At 64.3% G+C, this 15,568-nt stretch carries 13 protein-coding genes; 10 read left to right on the top strand and 3 right to left on the bottom strand.

The window, feature by feature from the left end; all coding sequences use genetic code 11:
- Nucleotides 1-12: 12 nt before the first annotated feature.
- The gene (locus AB1462_RS10730) at nt 13-1,167 is read left to right on the top strand and encodes an ABC transporter ATP-binding protein (RefSeq protein ID WP_090405953.1); all 1,155 of its coding nucleotides are present in this window, start codon (nt 13-15) and stop codon (nt 1,165-1,167) included.
- A 518-nt stretch (nt 1,168-1,685) separates the two neighbouring features.
- Here AB1462_RS10730 and AB1462_RS10725 read toward each other — a convergent pair.
- The 3 genes from AB1462_RS10725 to AB1462_RS10715 are packed head-to-tail and all read right to left on the bottom strand — an operon-like array spanning nt 1,686 to nt 4,101.
- Nucleotides 1,686-2,426: a PAS domain-containing protein gene (locus AB1462_RS10725; RefSeq protein WP_090402562.1), complete on the bottom strand. Its 741-nt coding sequence runs from the start codon at nt 2,424-2,426 to the stop codon at nt 1,686-1,688.
- Nucleotides 2,427-3,086 carry a response regulator gene (locus AB1462_RS10720; RefSeq protein WP_090402560.1) on the bottom strand — a complete coding sequence of 220 codons (660 nt, stop codon included), beginning with the start codon at nt 3,084-3,086 and terminating at the stop codon, nt 2,427-2,429. It lies immediately after the preceding gene.
- Nucleotides 3,055-4,101 carry an ATP-binding protein gene (locus AB1462_RS10715; RefSeq protein ID WP_090409894.1) on the bottom strand — a complete coding sequence of 349 codons (1,047 nt, stop codon included), beginning with the start codon at nt 4,099-4,101 and terminating at the stop codon, nt 3,055-3,057. Before AB1462_RS10715 ends, AB1462_RS10720 begins: the two co-directional genes overlap by 32 nt.
- 249 nt (nt 4,102-4,350) lie before the next feature.
- Between AB1462_RS10715 and AB1462_RS10710 the strand changes: the two genes are divergently transcribed.
- The 9 genes from AB1462_RS10710 (at nt 4,351) to folD (ending at nt 15,273) form a co-directional block, all read left to right on the top strand.
- Complete coding sequence (locus AB1462_RS10710; RefSeq protein WP_090402558.1) at nt 4,351-4,797, top strand: dimethylamine monooxygenase subunit DmmA family protein; 447 nt, start codon at nt 4,351-4,353, stop codon at nt 4,795-4,797.
- Nucleotides 4,794-5,723 carry a 2Fe-2S iron-sulfur cluster-binding protein gene (locus AB1462_RS10705; RefSeq protein ID WP_367246704.1) on the top strand — a complete coding sequence of 310 codons (930 nt, stop codon included), beginning with the start codon at nt 4,794-4,796 and terminating at the stop codon, nt 5,721-5,723. The genes AB1462_RS10710 and AB1462_RS10705 overlap by 4 nt, the downstream gene beginning before the upstream one ends.
- An 11-nt stretch (nt 5,724-5,734) precedes the next feature.
- Nucleotides 5,735-6,751, top strand: coding sequence for a DUF3445 domain-containing protein (locus AB1462_RS10700; RefSeq protein WP_090402554.1), 1,017 nt, complete (start codon nt 5,735-5,737; stop codon nt 6,749-6,751).
- A gap of 30 nt (nt 6,752-6,781) precedes the next feature.
- Entirely contained in the window at nt 6,782-7,912 is a 1,131-nt protein-coding gene (locus tag AB1462_RS10695) for an aminomethyltransferase family protein (protein ID WP_367246703.1), read from the top strand.
- Nucleotides 7,913-7,942: 30 nt separating this feature from the next.
- Nucleotides 7,943-8,809, top strand: a complete 867-nt coding sequence (purU, locus tag AB1462_RS10690; RefSeq protein WP_367246702.1) for a formyltetrahydrofolate deformylase — start codon at nt 7,943-7,945, stop codon at nt 8,807-8,809.
- Between the two features lie 20 nt (nt 8,810-8,829).
- Entirely contained in the window at nt 8,830-10,197 is a 1,368-nt protein-coding gene (locus AB1462_RS10685; RefSeq protein WP_090402548.1) for an NAD(P)-binding domain-containing protein, read from the top strand.
- Nucleotides 10,198-10,199: 2 nt separating this feature from the next.
- On the top strand, nt 10,200-12,509 hold the full coding sequence (locus AB1462_RS10680; protein ID WP_367246701.1) for a DUF1989 domain-containing protein: 2,310 nt from the start codon (nt 10,200-10,202) through the stop codon (nt 12,507-12,509).
- A 74-nt stretch (nt 12,510-12,583) separates the two neighbouring features.
- Nucleotides 12,584-14,263, top strand: coding sequence for an APC family permease (locus AB1462_RS10675; RefSeq protein ID WP_090402546.1), 1,680 nt, complete (start codon nt 12,584-12,586; stop codon nt 14,261-14,263).
- Between the two features lie 74 nt (nt 14,264-14,337).
- Nucleotides 14,338-15,273 carry a bifunctional methylenetetrahydrofolate dehydrogenase/methenyltetrahydrofolate cyclohydrolase FolD gene (gene folD / locus AB1462_RS10670; protein ID WP_367246700.1) on the top strand — a complete coding sequence of 312 codons (936 nt, stop codon included), beginning with the start codon at nt 14,338-14,340 and terminating at the stop codon, nt 15,271-15,273.
- Nucleotides 15,274-15,568: the final 295 nt, after the last annotated feature.

Genomic DNA, 15,568 nt, shown 5'->3' with positions numbered 1-15,568 from the left:
GAGGAGAAGAACATGAGTGCAGTGATCAACGATGTCGCGCAGAGCCATGGCCAACCCCTGGTCAGCCTGCGCAACCTGAACAAGCACTACGGCGAATTCGCTGCCGTGGACAACATCTCGCTGGACATCAAGGACGGCGAATTCCTCACCTTCCTCGGCTCCAGCGGCTCGGGTAAAAGCACCACGCTGTCGATGCTTGCCGGTTTCGAAACGCCGAGCAGCGGCGAGATCCTGGTCAGCGGCCAATCACTGGTCAACGTGCCGCCGCACAAGCGCGATATCGGCATGGTGTTCCAGCGTTACTCACTGTTCCCGCATTTGTCGGTGCGCGACAACATCGCCTTCCCCCTGGCGATTCGCAAACTGGCCAGCGCCGAACGCGAAAAGCGCGTCGACGCCATGCTCAAGCTGGTGCAACTGGAGCCGTTCGCCCATCGCCGCCCTTCGCAATTGTCCGGCGGCCAACAGCAACGGGTCGCCATCGCCCGCGCGCTGGTGTACGAGCCACGCATCCTGCTGATGGACGAACCCCTCGGCGCCCTCGACAAGAAGCTGCGCGAAGACCTGCAAGACGAACTGCGTCAACTGCACCGGCGCCTGGGCATCACCATCGTCTACGTGACCCACGACCAGGAAGAAGCCATGCGCCTGTCCCAGCGCATCGCGATTTTCAGCCACGGCAAGATCGTCGGCCTGGGCAGCGGCTTCGACCTCTACCAGAACCCGCCGAACGCGTTCGTGGCATCGTTCCTCGGCAATTCCAACTTCCTCAAGCTCAAGGCCCAGGGCAACGCCGTGGCGACGTTCGAAGGCCAGGCGCTGTCGATCCGCCTGACCAGCGGGCTGCACACCGAGCAGGATGTGCTGCTGATGGTACGCCCGGAAAAAGCCCTGGCGCTGAGTGTCGAACAGGCCGCTGAACAACCGTTGGCGGCGGGCTGGAATGAAGTGTCGGCGATTGTGGGTGAGGTGCTGTTCCTCGGCGAAAGCCAGACCTGCACAGTGAAAACCCTGGGTGGCACGTCGATGACAGTCAAGGCACTGTCCGCTGCCGGCATGCCGCTCAAGGCCGGCGACCCGGTGCGTGTGCGCTGGGCGACGGCGGATGCGTGTGTGTATACCGAGTGGGCTGAAAGCGATCTGAACAAGGCCGCTGGCGCGCATTGAGTCACGCCCCACCACTCGGTGCCTCGCCTAGGCTTGGCATGCCCTCACTCCGGCCAGCGTGGTTAACGGGGCGCCTGAGATCACGATCAAAGGCAAGAGCAAAAGCAGGCTGATACCTCACGGATGTATGGAGATCAAACTGTGGGAGGGGGCTTGCCCCCGATGGCGGCCTCTGGGCCGACCATTTGCTGGGGTTGGAATGAGTACATATCCGTTGCTGCGGTAACGGCCGCTATGGGTTCCGCCCTGACGGCGGCTCACTTTTGAACAGCGCAAAAGTAAGCAAAACGCTTCGCCCCACCACTCGGCACCTCGCCCAGGCTCGGTGTGCCCGTAATCCGACAGTGATTTGGGGGGCCGCCTGAGATCAAGATCAAGATCTAAAGCAAGATCAAGGGCGGCTCGCTTCGCATCGTGGTTAGCGTTGGCTAATACAACGTTGTGTAGATACCCATGCTCATCGGGGGCAAGTTGAATCGTCGCACCGCCACCTCCCACATTTGAGCTGCGTTTACCCGTTAAAGCTTGCGCTCGAAAATCGCCCCCTCGATCCCCAACACTTCACGGGTATCCGCATAAATCCCCACGCCCTTCTCCCACACATGCTTGATCGACCGGTCGGCGCAGCGAATCCGGTAATTGAGCTCGAACGGCTCCTGCCGTGACAACGCATATTGCACCTCGCGCCATACGTAGTCAGCGTCCTGCGCCAGGATCAGGCTGTTGTAGGTGAACTCATGGTTGTCCACCAGGCGTTCGGCGGGGTAGCCGGTGAGTTGCAGGCAACCGGCGCTGACGAATTCCATGGTCCAGTCGCGATTGTTGCGGCCGCGATAGATCAGGCCCGGCATGCTGTCGAGCAAGCTCATGCTGCTGCGCTGGCTGGCCTGCCAGGCGATTTCGCGGCGCTTGTGGGCGGTGACATCGCCGGCCACCAGGTAGAAGCCTTGGGGGCCGCGCTTGAGGCTGATCTCGAACCAGCGTAACTCGCCGCTGGGGTGCACAAAGCGCAGGCGCTGGTTGAATGAGGTGTCGGGGCGACGGCGCAGTTCATTCAGGGCCTGGCGCCATAGCGGGCGGTCTTCCTGGTGCACGTAGTCCATCAGGTTGCGCTCCGCGCCCGGCGGGCCCATCAACTCGGCCCAGGCCAGGTTGAAGTGGGCGATCTGGCCGTTGTCGCGCAGTTGCAATAAGGCGGCGGGAAAGCAATCCATCAAGTCCATTGGCGGCGGCGCAAACGCTTCGGGGCTGTCCCTCATCTAGTGGCGCTCCTCGTGTTTCATCAAGGCGCCGCTGTGCACCCAGGCCGCCAGTTCCAGGCGCGAATGCAGGCCGAGCTTCTGCAACAGGCTGCGCACGTAGATTTTCACCGTGCCGTCGCTGATCCCCAGTTCCCGGCCGATTTGCTTATTGCTCATGCCGGCGGCGATCAGCGCCAGGGTCTGGCCTTCGCGCTCGGTGAGGTTGCCGCTGTCGATGGGGTCGCACGACGGCGACGGCTCGGCCTGGTCGGCGAGCAAGGCAATCAGGCTCGAGTCCAGCACGATCGCGCCCTTGTGACAGTTGCGCATATACGCCAGCAACGCGTCCGGCTCGGTTTCCTTGAGTACATAACCGCTGGCGCCCAGGCGCAAGGCCGTGAGCAACTCGGCGCGGTCCATGGAGGCGGTGAGCACCACCACCTGGCAATCCAGGCGCAACTGGCGCAGTTCATCCAGCACTTGTAATCCGCTGAGTCCGGGCATGTGCAAATCCAGCAGCACCTGTTGCGGCGTCAGGCTCACGGCCAGGTTGATGCCCTCGCGGCCGCTGGCCGCCTGCCCCACCACTTCGAAGTCGCCGCTGGCATCGAACAACTGCGCCAGGCCCTTGCGAAACAACGGGTGATCATCGATCAGTAATAAGGTCGTGCAGTCCATCGAGACTCCCCTGTGGCAGATCGTGGTGGCGGCGCAGGCCAAGGTGCACACGCACCCCGTGCGGGCGGATCGCTTCAATGCTCAACCGTGCGCCGATGCTGGCGGCGCGCTCGCGGATAATCGCCAGGCCGAAATGGTTGTGCTCGTCGCAGGCCGGGATCAAGCCGATGCCATCGTCTTCCACCGACACCGAGGCGTCGCCATCCTGGGTCTGGCGCAGTTCGATGCGCACGTGGCGCGCGTGGGAATGCCGCACCGCATTGGCCAGGGCCTCGCGAATGATCTGCAGGATCTGCAATTCGGTTTCCGGGCTCAGGGCGTCGTCGGCCAGGCGGTTGTCGAGTTCGAAGACAATGATGCAGCGCCGCGAGAACTCCGCGACCGAATCGGCCAGGGCCTGGCGCAGCGAGCGCCCGTCCATGGTCAGGCGCGCACTGGTGATCAGCTCGCGCACCTGGCGTTGCAGTTGGCTCAGGCCGCTGCACAGGTCCTGCAGCGCCGGCTCGCCCAGTTGCGACTGCAAGCCATGGGCCTGGAACGACAGGTAGCCTAACTGCTGCGCCACCGAATCGTGCAGCTCACGGGCCAGGGCGCCGTGGCGGGAGGTCGCCTGTTTGCGCTGCTGCTCACGGTGGTGGCTGCGCAGGCGCACGCTCACGCCCACCGCCTGCGCCGCCTCTTCGAGCAACTGGCGCCAACTGGCACCGGCCCGCCGGGGGGTGTCGAGCAGCAATGCGCCCTTCTCACCCTCGGGCAAGGCGCACACCAGACGGTGCACGCCCCGTTGCCGGCAAGGTCCGCAGGCTTGGGGAGCGTCCGTCACGCTGGCGTCGCGCCAGGGGCAACGCGCGACCTCCTGGCAGCCGTCGAGCCACCCTCGCCGCGTCGGGCCCAGGTCTTCACCGCCGAGGATCAGGTTAAGCCTGGCAGGCGGCAGCAGTGCGTCGAAACGGTCCAGGAAACCCGACAAGGCACCGTCAGCGTGCAGGGGCAACCCGGCCAACAACCTGCGCACGCTGCGCGCCTGTTCGGGGCGTACAGGCCCCAACCAGAGCGGCCAGCCTTTTGGTCGTGTCAGCACTCTTTGATAACTCCCCGTCCGGTTGCTCTGCGTGGTCCAAAGGCCCAGCAACTTCCATGCCCCGAATGGCCGGCATGCAAGGCTTATCTCCAAAGGCATAGCCCTTTTTCCAGATTGAGAAGATTTTCCCCATAGGAAAGTATCTCTCCCAACAGGAAACAAAACACACCGTGGAGAGCCCGCATGACGCCTACCCGCAGCCGCCCCATCGTGGTAATGCAATCAGCCGCCGCCAGCGCAGCGTTCATCAGCGAACTGCACATGCCCGTGCTGTTGAACGGCGAACACCCCGACTTTACGCGGCGCCTGCAACAGGCGCTGGCCAGCGCCACCGTGGGCTGCCGGCTCTACCTGCTGGGCGACGAAGCCTTTATCTGGCGTGTGCACGGCGAGGCCCGCGCCGCCGGTCTGGAAGACGACGAGATCGACATGACCTGCACCACGCCGGGCCTGCGCCAGGTGTATTGCGCGCACTGCGGCCTGACCCAGGCGGCGGGGCCGGAGCCGCTGTTGAACTGCATCGGCTGCCACGTCGGGCTGGAGGTCCGCACGCATTTTTCCCGGCGCCTGGGGGCGTATCTCGGCGTATGCATCAACCCCGACCAACCCTACGCGGGGTTCCAGCCATGAGCGCGGCCCTCAACGTCCACGTCAGTGCGGCACGCATGCTCACGCCGGTGGTGCGCGAATTCACCCTGACGCCCGCCACGGGCAGCCTGCCCGGCTTCTCGCCCGGCAGCCATGTGCAGGTGCACCTGCCGCTGGCCGAAGGCACGGTGCGCAACGCCTATTCACTCACCAGCGACCCGGCGTACCCCCAGCACTATCGCATTGCCGTACGCCTGCAAGACGCCTCGCGCGGTGGCTCGCAGTACCTGCACAGGCAGGTGCAGGTCGGCGACACCTTGCAGATTTCCCCGCCGGCCAATCTGTTCGCGCCCCATGGCACCGCGCGCCTGCATATCCTCATCGCCGCCGGGATCGGGATCACGCCGTTCATGGCCTATATCGCCGCGATGGAACAGCAGCAGGCCGACTTCGAACTGCATTACCTGTTCCGCCGGGGCCTCAGCGACGCCTATCTCGACGAGCTGCAACAGCGCCTCGGCCCGCGCCTGCACACCTACGACCGCCGCCCGGACCTGAACCAGATCCTCGCCAACCGGCCGCTGGGCAGCCACGTCTACACCTGCGGTCCGCAGCCCTTGCTCGAGGCGGTTGAGCAACACGCTTCACGCCTCGGCTGGCCGAGCAGGCGTGTGCATTCGGAAGCCTTCAAGGGCGCACAACCCGGCCAGCCATTCGACCTGCACCTGCTGCGCAGTGGCCGGCGCCTGCGGGTCGAGGCCGAACAAAGCCTGCTCGAAGCCCTGGAACACGCAGGATTACAGGTGCCCAACCTATGCCGTGGCGGGGTCTGCGGCCAGTGCATCACGCGCCATCAGGGCGGCGCCATCGAACACCGCGACAGCTTCCTCAGCCCGGCCGAGCAGGCCGACTTTCTGATGCCCTGCGTCTCGCGCGGCAGCGGCCCCTGCGTTTCGCTGGACCTATAGGAGTGAGTGCCATGCCCCTGCAAACGAGCCCCGTGCTGAGCTATCGCGACGATTTCAGTTTTCGCAACAGCCCCGCAGCGATCCGGCGTTTTCCCTTTCCCTTTATCGAGGACAGCTACCTGTACTCGGTGAACATCGAACCGGCCATCTCCCGCGACCCCGGCTCGATCTATGAACACGCCTTCGACATCGACGAGCACTACCGCTCGGAAATGGCCGAGCGCGCCCTGGTGCTGGACAAGGACCCGCGCCGCTACCTGGTGATGCCGCACATGCAAGTGGCAGCCTGGGATGCGCTGCAGATGATCATGGAACACCTGGCCGCCGACTACCCGCAGTCGTTCAGCCTGACGCAAAACGGCGAGCGCTGGCAGTGGCGCAACCACCTGCTGGACATCGACCAGTCCTTCATCTTCGGCGATGCCAGCAGCCTGCCCTGCGCGCCGCTGGAGTACATCGGCCGCCAGGTGCAGGGGGATTTCGCCCTGCTCGACCAGCGCGACGGCGACCTGTACATGGACGCCGGCCTGGTCACCAGCCCGGCCGACTGGTCGCTGGCGTTCGACGCCGGCATGAGTTTCAAGCAGTGGCACGCACCGGTGCCCATGGCCCATCAGATGGGCGTGTTCGAGCGGGCGCTGAAGTACCTGCTCAACCTGCAGGTCGGCCAGCCCGTGCGGCGCCTGAACTGGACCCTGACCATCAACCCGCGCCTGGATTCGTCGCCGGAAACCTTCCATGAATGGGGCGCCGATCGCGGCCAGATCACCGCGCAGAACGTCGGCCGACAAGTGCACCTGCGGGTCGAGCTGCAAGTGATGGCGCGCCTGCCGCGCAGCCACGCGGTGATGTTCAGCATCCGCACTTACCTGATCAGCCTGGACGAACTGGTCACGCAACCCGGCTGGGGCTGTCGCCTGCACCGTGTGCTGCGCGACCTGCCCGACCCCATCGCCGACTACAAGGGCATGACCCGCTACCGCCACACGCTGGTCGAGTGGCTGAGCCAGTTCGACCCACAGGCCTGACGCCCCTTCTTCTACGACAAGGAACCTCACATGACCCACTCATGGCGTATTTCTGCATTGGCCGACCGGCACCGCGCCCTCGGCTCGAACCTCGAAGACTGGAACGGCATGGGCACTGCCTGGACCTACAGCAGTGACCTCGCCGACCACCACCAGGCGATCCGCACCTGCGCCGGCCTGATGGACGTGTCCGGCCTGAAAAAAGTCCACTACGTGGGCCCCCACGCCGAGAGCCTGTTGCAGTGGGCCACCACCCGCGACATCGCCAAGCTCTACCCCGGCAAATCGGTGTATGCCTCGATGCTCGATGAGGATGGCAAATTCGTCGATGACTGCATCGTCTACCGCACCGGCCCCAACGCGTTCATGGTGGTGCATGGCGCCGGCACCGGGCATGAAATGCTCGTGCGCTCGGCCCAGGGCCGGCAAGTGGCGGTGCTGTTCGATGACGACCTGCACGACCTGTCGCTGCAAGGCCCGCTGGCGGTGGATTTCCTCGCCGAACACGTGCCCGGCATCCGCCAACTGGCGTACTTCCACCACCTGCAAACCCGCCTGTTCGACCGCCCGGTGATGATCTCGCGCACCGGCTACACCGGAGAACGTGGCTACGAGATTTTCTGCAAGGCCGCCGATGCGCCGTTCCTGTGGGACAGCATCCTCGAACAAGGCGCGAGCCTGGGGATCATCCCCTGCGCCTTCACCGCCCTGGACTGGTTGCGGGTGGAAAGCTCGCTGATGTTTTTCCCCTACGACAACTCGCAGATGTACCCCTTCGCCGACCAGAAGGCCGGCGACACCCTCTGGGAAATGGGCCTGGATTTCACCGTTTCCCCTGGCAAGAACGCCTTCCGTGGCGCCGAAGAACACCTGCGCCTGCGCGGCCAGGAGCGCTTCAAGATCACCGGCGTGCTGCTTGAGGGCGTCCGCGCCGCCGAGGCCGGCGACACTGTGTGGCAAGGCAACCAACAAGTCGGCGTGATCACCTGCGGCATGTATTCACGCCTGAGCAAACGCTCGATGGCCATCGCGCGCATGAGCGTCGCCTGCTCCGAACCCGGCATCGCCTTGCAGGTGCGCGGCAGCCTTGAGGCCAGCGCCAGCACCCACGCCCTGCCCTTCGACGACCCGCAAAAAACCAAGCGCACGGCCAAGGGCTGAGCCTTCCTTCACGCAATTCAGGAGCCTTCGATGGACGCCTCCAGCGAACATTACATCCTCAAGATCACCTGCCCGGCGGCGTCCGGGATTGTCGCCGCGATCAGCGCGTGCCTGGCCCAACAACTGTGCTACATCAGCGAGCTGGCGCAGTTCGACGATGAGTTCACCGGGCAGTTTTTCATGCGTGCGGTGTTCCGTTTCAACACCGGCGTGAGCGGCGACATCGGCGCCCTGCGCAAGGGCCTCGGCGACCTCGCCGGTGGCTTCGACATGCACTGGCAATTGTTCAGCTCGCGCCAACCGACCCGCGTGCTGCTGATGGTCAGCAAGTTCGACCACTGCCTTACCGACCTGCTCTACCGCCACCGCAAGGGCGAGATGGACATGCACATCACCGCCGTGGTCTCCAACCACCTGGACCTGCGGGCGATGGCCGAGCGCGAAGGCATCCGCTTCATCTACCTGCCGATCACCAAGGACACCAAGGCCAGCCAGGAAGCCGAGCTGATGCGCATCGTCGAAGACACCCAGACCGACTTGGTGGTGCTGGCGCGCTACATGCAAATTTTGTCGGACGGTCTGTGCCAGCAACTGTCGGGGCGCGCCATCAATATCCATCACTCGTTCCTGCCCGGCTTCAAGGGCGCCAAACCCTATCACCAGGCCTATGACCGCGGCGTCAAGCTGATCGGCGCCACCGCCCACTACGTCACCAGCGACCTCGACGAGGGCCCGATCATCGAGCAGGAAATCCAGCGCGTCGACCATACCCACTTGCCCGACTCGTTGGTCGCCATCGGCCGTGACACCGAAACCGTGGCCCTTTCCAAAGCCCTGAAATACCACCTGGAACACCGGGTGTTCATCAACCAGGACAAGACAGTGATCTTTCGCTGAAACCTTCAGGAGGCACGCTCATGACCCTACGTGTTGCAATCATCGGTGCCGGCCCATGCGGCCTGGCGCAACTTCGCGCGTTCCAGTCGGCCCGCGACAAAGGCGCCGCCATCCCTGAGCTGGTGTGTTTCGAAAAACAGCAGGACTGGGGCGGCATGTGGAACTACACCTGGCGCACCGGCCTCGACGAGAACGGCGAGCCGGTGCACGGCAGCATGTACCGCTACCTGTGGTCCAACGGCCCCAAGGAATGCCTGGAGTTCGCCGACTACACCTTCGAAGAGCATTTCGGCCGACCCATCGCCTCCTACCCGCCGCGTGAAGTGCTGTGGGACTACATCAAGGGCCGCGTGGAAAAGGCCGGCGTGCGCGACTACATCCGCTTCAACAATGTGGTGCGCCAAGTCACCTTCGACGAACAGAGCCAGCGCTTCACCCTCTACGCCCACGACTACACCAGCGACACCTTGACCTGCGAAGAATTCGACTACGTGATCAACGCCTGCGGCCACTTCTCTACGCCCAAGGTGCCGTACTTCGAAGGCTTCGAACAGTTCGCCGGGCGTATCCTGCATGCCCACGATTTTCGCGAGGCGCTGGAGTTCAAGGACAAGGACCTGCTGATCGTCGGCAGCAGCTATTCGGCCGAGGACATCGGCTCGCAATGCTACAAATACGGCGCGCGCAGCATCACCAGTTGCTACCGCAGCGCGCCCATGGGCTATGCCTGGCCGGATAACTGGGAAGAAAAACCGCTGCTCCAGCGCCTGGAAAACAACCGCGCGTACTTTATCGATGGCAGCAGCAAGCACATCGACGCGGTGATCCTGTGCACCGGCTACAAGCACCACTTCCCGTTCCTGCCCGATGAACTGAGCCTCAAGACCGACAACCGCCTGTGGCCGATGAACCTCTACAAGGGCGTGTTCTGGGAACCCAACCCGCGCCTGATCTACCTCGGCATGCAGGACCAGTGGTACTCCTTCAACATGTTCGACGCCCAGGCCTGGTATGCCCGCGATGTGATCCTCGGGCGCATTCAGCTGCCCGGCCACGCCGAGATGGTCGCCGACAGCCAAGCGTGGCACGCACGGGAACAGACCCTGGAAACCAACCAGCAGATGTTCGAGTACCAGGGCGCCTATATCCAGCAACTGGTGGACGCCACCGACTACCCGAATTTCGACATCGCCGCCGTCAACGAAACCTTTCTGCACTGGAAGCACGACAAGGCGGAAAACATCATGGGCTATCGCGACAAGTCCTATCGCTCGCTGATGACCGGCACCCAGTCGCCGCCGCACCACACGCCGTGGTTGCAGGCCCTGGATGACTCGATGGCGGCGTACCTGGGTGAGCCCACGACACCCATCAAGTCGGTCGGCTGATGATGAATGCACCGCGTGTTTCCCATCCCCGAGAGCCCGGGCTGTTTGCCCGCGCGCCGAACCTGGAACGCTACCGCGTGGCCGCCGGCGGTGTGACCCTGGTCGACTTGCAGCCCGGCGACGGCCTGCAAGTGATCGACGTCGAAGGCCGGCAAACCTGCGCACTGCTGGCCCTCGACGCCGGCGGTCGCAGCGCGTTGGCGAGCTGGGGGCTGAGCGGGTCAACGGTTTGCAGCGTGCCTGGGCGTATCGGCCAGGCACTGCAGCGGCGCGGCATCGACACACAGGCATTGCCGCTGGCTGCCTCGCTGTGGGACGCCGACAGCCCGCCCGGCCACAGCCGGCAGTTTGTCGCCGAGGACGCGCTGCTGGTAATCGTCGCCGCACCCGCCGAGGCCACCGCCGTCGACCGGCAATACCGGCCCAGCGAGCTGCGCCTGCTGGTGACGCGGGCCAACCCCTCGCCGTTGCTGGTACCGGCCCTGCCCGAGCCGTTGGGCGATGTACTCGACGAATTCACCCTGCGCGCGGGCACGGCCCACAGCTACACCGTCGCCAAAGGGCAGTACATCCAGGTGCTGGACGTCGCAGGCCGCCAGTGTTCGGACTTCGTCGCCCTCGACCGGCGGGCCCTGGATCGCGGCGTCGAGCTGGACCTGGACCAGACCGTCACGCGCACGCTGAACGGCAGCGCCTACCCGGCACCGGGGCTGTTCTCGAAGTTTTTCGACCGCCAGATGCAACCGATGCTGGAGGTGGTGCAAGACACGGTCGGGCGCCACGATTCATTCGCCCTGGCCTGCGCGGCGCGCTACTACGAAACCCATGGCTATTTCGGGCACGACAACTGCAGCGACAACCTCAGCCGCGTCCTTGCGCCCCATGGCGTGCAGGCGCGCAACGGCTGGCCGGCGATCAATTTTTTCTTCAACACCGGTATCGATGCGCACCAGCAGATGACCCTCGATGAACCCTGGTCTCGGCCCGGCGATTATGTGCTGCTGCGGGCCATGACCGACCTGCTGTGCGGCAGTACCTCGTGCCCGGATGACATTGACCCGGCCAATGGCTGGAACCCGACCGACATCCATGTCCGCATCTACAGCGAAAAGGAGCGTTTTTCCATCGCCATGAGCACTCGAACCACGGCGGATGCCGACCCGATCCTCACCCGTGAGTCCGCGTTTCACTCACGTACCCGCGCCCTCACCGGCAGCTTCACCGACTACCGCAACTGGTGGCTGCCGCTGCGCTACGACGGTTACGGCGCCACCGAGGAATACCTCGGTTGCCGCGAACGGGTGGCGGTGATGGACCTGACCGCCCTGCGCAAATTCGAAATCATCGGCCCCGACGCCGAAGCCCTGTTGCAGTACTGCCTGACCCGTGATGTACGGCGCCTGGCGGTGGGCCAGGTGGTCTATTCGGCGATGTGCCACGCCCACGGCGGCATGCTCGACGACGGCACCTTGCTGCGCCTGGGCCCGGACAACTTCCGCTGGATCTGCGGCGAAGACTACGCCGGCGTGTGGTTGCGCGAACAGGCACAGAAACTGGGCATGAAGGTGTGGGTCAAGTCCGCCAGCGAACAGATTCACAACCTGGCGGTGCAAGGGCCGCGCAGTCGCGAGTTGCTCAAGCAGATGGTCTGGACCCCGCCCACGCAACCGAGTGTGGAAACCCTCGGCTGGTTTCGCTTCCTGGTCGGCCGGCTGGACGGCTTCGACGGCTGCCCGTTGATGATTTCGCGCACCGGCTACACCGGCGAACTGGGCTTTGAGGTGTGGTGCCAGCCCGAAGACGCCGAACGGGTCTGGGACCGCATCTGGCAACTCGGCCAACCCTTGGGCCTGGTGCCCCTGGGCCTGGAAGCCCTGGACCTGCTGCGCATCGAAGCCGGGCTGATTTTCGCCGGCTACGAGTTCAGCGACCAGACCGATCCATTCGAGGCCGGTATCGGTTTCAGCGTGCCGCTCAAGAGCAAGACCGATGACTTTATCGGTCGCGACGCCCTGCTGCGGCGCAGCGCCCACCCCAGCCACAAGCTGGTCGGCCTGCACCTGAGCGGCAACGAGGCCGCCCACCACGGCGACCCGGTGTACCAGGGCCGGGCCCAGGTCGGGGTGATCACCAGTGCCTGCCGCTCACCGCTGCTGGCCAGCAATATCGCGCTGTGCCGGGTCGACGTGAGCTGCGCCGAGCCCGGCACTGAACTTGAGATCGGCAAAGTCGATGGCCTGCAGAAGCGCATCAGCGCCACGGTCAGCGCAGCGATTTTCTACGACCCGGACAAAAGCCGGGTGCGTAGCTGATCGTCCCGAAACGTGTGTGCCACCCCATTTTGACTGCCCCAACCTAACCGCTATTCAGACATGGGAATACGAAGATGGAAGCGACGACGTTCGAGGCTGTACCGCAGGCTGCCGGCTCGGTGGGCAGCCTGCACCGCAAGATCGATTGGCGCGGAGCATTCTGGGTCGCCAGTGGCGTGCCCGCGCTGGTGCTGTTCTCCATTGGTGCGATTGCCGCCACGGTGGGCAAACCGGCGTGGATCGTGTGGATCGTGTCGATCCTGTTCGGGTTTATCCAGGCCTTCACCTACGCCGAGATCGCCGGGCTGTTCCCGCACAAATCCGGCGGCGCTTCGGTGTACGGCGCGGTGGCCTGGGTGCGCTACAGCAAGCTGATCGCACCGGTGTCAGTGTGGTGCAACTGGCTGGCCTGGTCGCCGGTGCTGTCCATCGGTTCGGGGCTGGCGGCGGGGTATATCCTCACGGCACTGTTTCCCGCCGACGCGTTGATCAACACCTGGCAACTGACCTTGCTGGACCTGGGCTGGGTCAAGAGCGGGCTGTCGTTGCGCATCAACGCGACGTTCGCCATTGGTTTGTTGATTTTGCTCACGGTGTTTGCCGTGCAGCACGGCGGCATCCTGCGGTCGGCGCGCCTGACCCTGGTGCTCGGCGTCACCTCGTTGATTCCGCTGCTGCTGGTGGGCGTGGTGCCGTTGTTCACTGGGGATGCGACCCAGGCCAACTTCCTGCCGCTGTATCCCCTGGCCCATGACGCGGCCGGGCAAGTCATCGATGGCCCGTGGGATATTTCCGGCTGGTCGCTGATGGCCGGCGGACTGTTCATGGCGGCGTGGTCCACCTACGGCTTTGAAACGGCGGTGTGCTACACCCGTGAGTTCAAGGACCCCAAGCGCGACACCTTCAAGGCGATCTTCTACGCCGGCCTGCTGTGCATCCTGGTGTTCACCTTGGTGCCGCTGGCGTTTCAAGGCAGCCTCGGGCTGGGCCAACTGGTGACGCCAGCGGTGCTCGATGCCAGCGGCGCAGTCGTCACGCCCGCGGTGTACAGCGGCCTGCTCTCGCCCGCGATCTACAGCGGCATGGGCGTTGGCCAGGTGTTGGCCGACAGCATCGGCGGCGGCAAGGTGGTGGCCAATATCGTGCTGATCATGCTGGTGCTGGCGACGTTGCTGGCGATCATGACCTCGATGTCCGGTTCGTCGCGCACCCTGTATCAGGCCTCGGTGGATGGCTGGCTGCCCAAGTACCTGGGGCGCACCAACGAACATGGCGCGCCGACGGCGGCGATGTGGACCGACCTGTCGTTCAACCTGCTGCTGTTGCTGATGTCGGACTATGTGTTTGTGCTTGCGGCTTCAAATGTCAGCTACATCATCTTCAACTTCCTCAACCTCAATGCCGGCTGGATCCACCGCCTGGACCGCCCCGACTGGGTGCGCCCGTACAAAGCCCCGACCGTGCTGCTGGCGGCCGGCGGCGTGCTGAGCTTCGTCAACCTGGCCTGCATGGGCCTGGGCGCGGACATCTGGGGCGCGGGCACGCTGGTCACCGGGTTGCTGCTGGCGCTGCTGATCCTGCCGGTGTTCTGCTACCGCCACTATGTGCAGGACAAGGGCCGCTTCCCCGCCGCCATGCTCACTGACCTGTATATCCAGGCCGATGACGGCCAACGCCGCGCCGGCTGGCTGCCCTATGCCACGCTGGTCGCCGGTGTGCTGGTGGTATATGCCTGCCATCAACTGGTAGCCTGAGCCTTCTGGCCTGCCTATGGCTGAGGGATTCTTATCCCTCAGCGCCTTAATTTCCCCAGACAACGGTGACGCTTTTGACCAGCTCTCTCCCCACGCCTGCCCGCGATATCGACGGCAAGGCCATCTCTGCCCAGGTACTCGACGAGGTTCGCGAAGAGGTCCTGCTGCTAGCCTCGCAGCAAATCTACCCGGCCCTGGCGGTATTGCTGGTGGGCGATGACCCAGCCAGCCACGTCTACGTGCGTAATAAGCTGCTGCGGGCCAAGGAAGTCGGGATTCGCTCCCTGGAATACCGGCTGCCGGAGGATGCCAGCCAGGCGCAGGTGCTCGACCTGCTTGCCCAGTTGAATGCCGATGCGACGGTCAACGGCATCCTGGTGCAGTTGCCACTGCCGGCGCATATCGACGAAGCGGCAGTGATCCACGCGATCGACCCGATCAAGGATGTCGATGGCTTCCACCGCGAAAACGTCGGCGGCCTGGTGCAAGGCATCGAAGTGCTCACGCCCTGCACCCCCAGCGGCTGCATGCGCCTGCTGCACGAAACCTGCGGCGACTTAAGCGGCTTGCACGCAGTGGTGATTGGCCGTTCGAACATTGTCGGCAAACCCATGGCGACCTTACTGCTGCAAGCCAACTGCTCGGTCAGCGTGGTGCACTCGCGCAGCGTCGATGCCCCAGCGTTGTGCCGTTTGGCCGACATCGTCGTCGCCGCCGTAGGCCGGCCGCAGTTGATCGATGCCAGTTGGCTCAAGCCCGGCGCAGTGGTGATCGATGTGGGGATCAACCGCATCACTACCGAGACCGGCACGCGGTTGGTGGGGGATGTGGATTACGCCAGCGCACGCACCGTGGCCAGCGCGATCACGCCGGTGCCCGGCGGTGTGGGCCCGATGACGATAGCCTACTTGCTGAAAAACACCCTGGTGGCGAGCCAGCTGCAACGCAGCAAGGCAAATGAGGGAGGGGACTTGCCCCCGATGGCCGTAGCTCAGCTACAACCAAGCTGACTGACAGACCGCTGTCGGCGCAGAGATGGTAACCACGATGCGAAGCGAGCCGCTCTTGCTCTTGCTGTAGATCTTGATCTGGATCTTGATCTTGATCTCAGGCGCCCCGTTAACCACGCTGGCCGTAATCCGATAGTGATTTGGGGGGTAAACCGGCAGGGATGCCGGTTTAGCCGCCCCGCGCCATGGATGGCGCGTGGCGGCGGCCCCCCACATCACTGTCGGATTACGGGCACACCGAGCCTAGGCGAGGTGCCGAGTGGTGGGGCAAGAGCCCTTTTGGTTACTTTTGGGG

This window comes from Pseudomonas sp. SB113 (assembly GCF_040754745.1).
In the GTDB taxonomy this organism is placed as follows: Bacteria; Pseudomonadota; Gammaproteobacteria; order Pseudomonadales; family Pseudomonadaceae; genus Aquipseudomonas; species Aquipseudomonas grimontii.
Note: the sequence above shows the minus strand (reverse complement) of the source record. Positions and strands in the feature narration are given on the sequence as shown.

Coding starts and splice junctions, on each gene's coding strand:
- AB1462_RS10730 (WP_090405953.1), top strand. CDS start 13: ATGAGTGCAGTGATCAACGATGTCGCGCAGAGCCATGGCCAACCCCTG.
- AB1462_RS10725 (WP_090402562.1), bottom strand. CDS start 2,426: ATGAGGGACAGCCCCGAAGCGTTTGCGCCGCCGCCAATGGACTTGATG.
- AB1462_RS10720 (WP_090402560.1), bottom strand. CDS start 3,086: ATGGACTGCACGACCTTATTACTGATCGATGATCACCCGTTGTTTCGC.
- AB1462_RS10710 (WP_090402558.1), top strand. CDS start 4,351: ATGACGCCTACCCGCAGCCGCCCCATCGTGGTAATGCAATCAGCCGCC.
- AB1462_RS10705 (WP_367246704.1), top strand. CDS start 4,794: ATGAGCGCGGCCCTCAACGTCCACGTCAGTGCGGCACGCATGCTCACG.
- AB1462_RS10700 (WP_090402554.1), top strand. CDS start 5,735: ATGCCCCTGCAAACGAGCCCCGTGCTGAGCTATCGCGACGATTTCAGT.
- AB1462_RS10695 (WP_367246703.1), top strand. CDS start 6,782: ATGACCCACTCATGGCGTATTTCTGCATTGGCCGACCGGCACCGCGCC.
- purU (WP_367246702.1), top strand. CDS start 7,943: ATGGACGCCTCCAGCGAACATTACATCCTCAAGATCACCTGCCCGGCG.
- AB1462_RS10685 (WP_090402548.1), top strand. CDS start 8,830: ATGACCCTACGTGTTGCAATCATCGGTGCCGGCCCATGCGGCCTGGCG.
- AB1462_RS10680 (WP_367246701.1), top strand. CDS start 10,200: ATGAATGCACCGCGTGTTTCCCATCCCCGAGAGCCCGGGCTGTTTGCC.
- AB1462_RS10675 (WP_090402546.1), top strand. CDS start 12,584: ATGGAAGCGACGACGTTCGAGGCTGTACCGCAGGCTGCCGGCTCGGTG.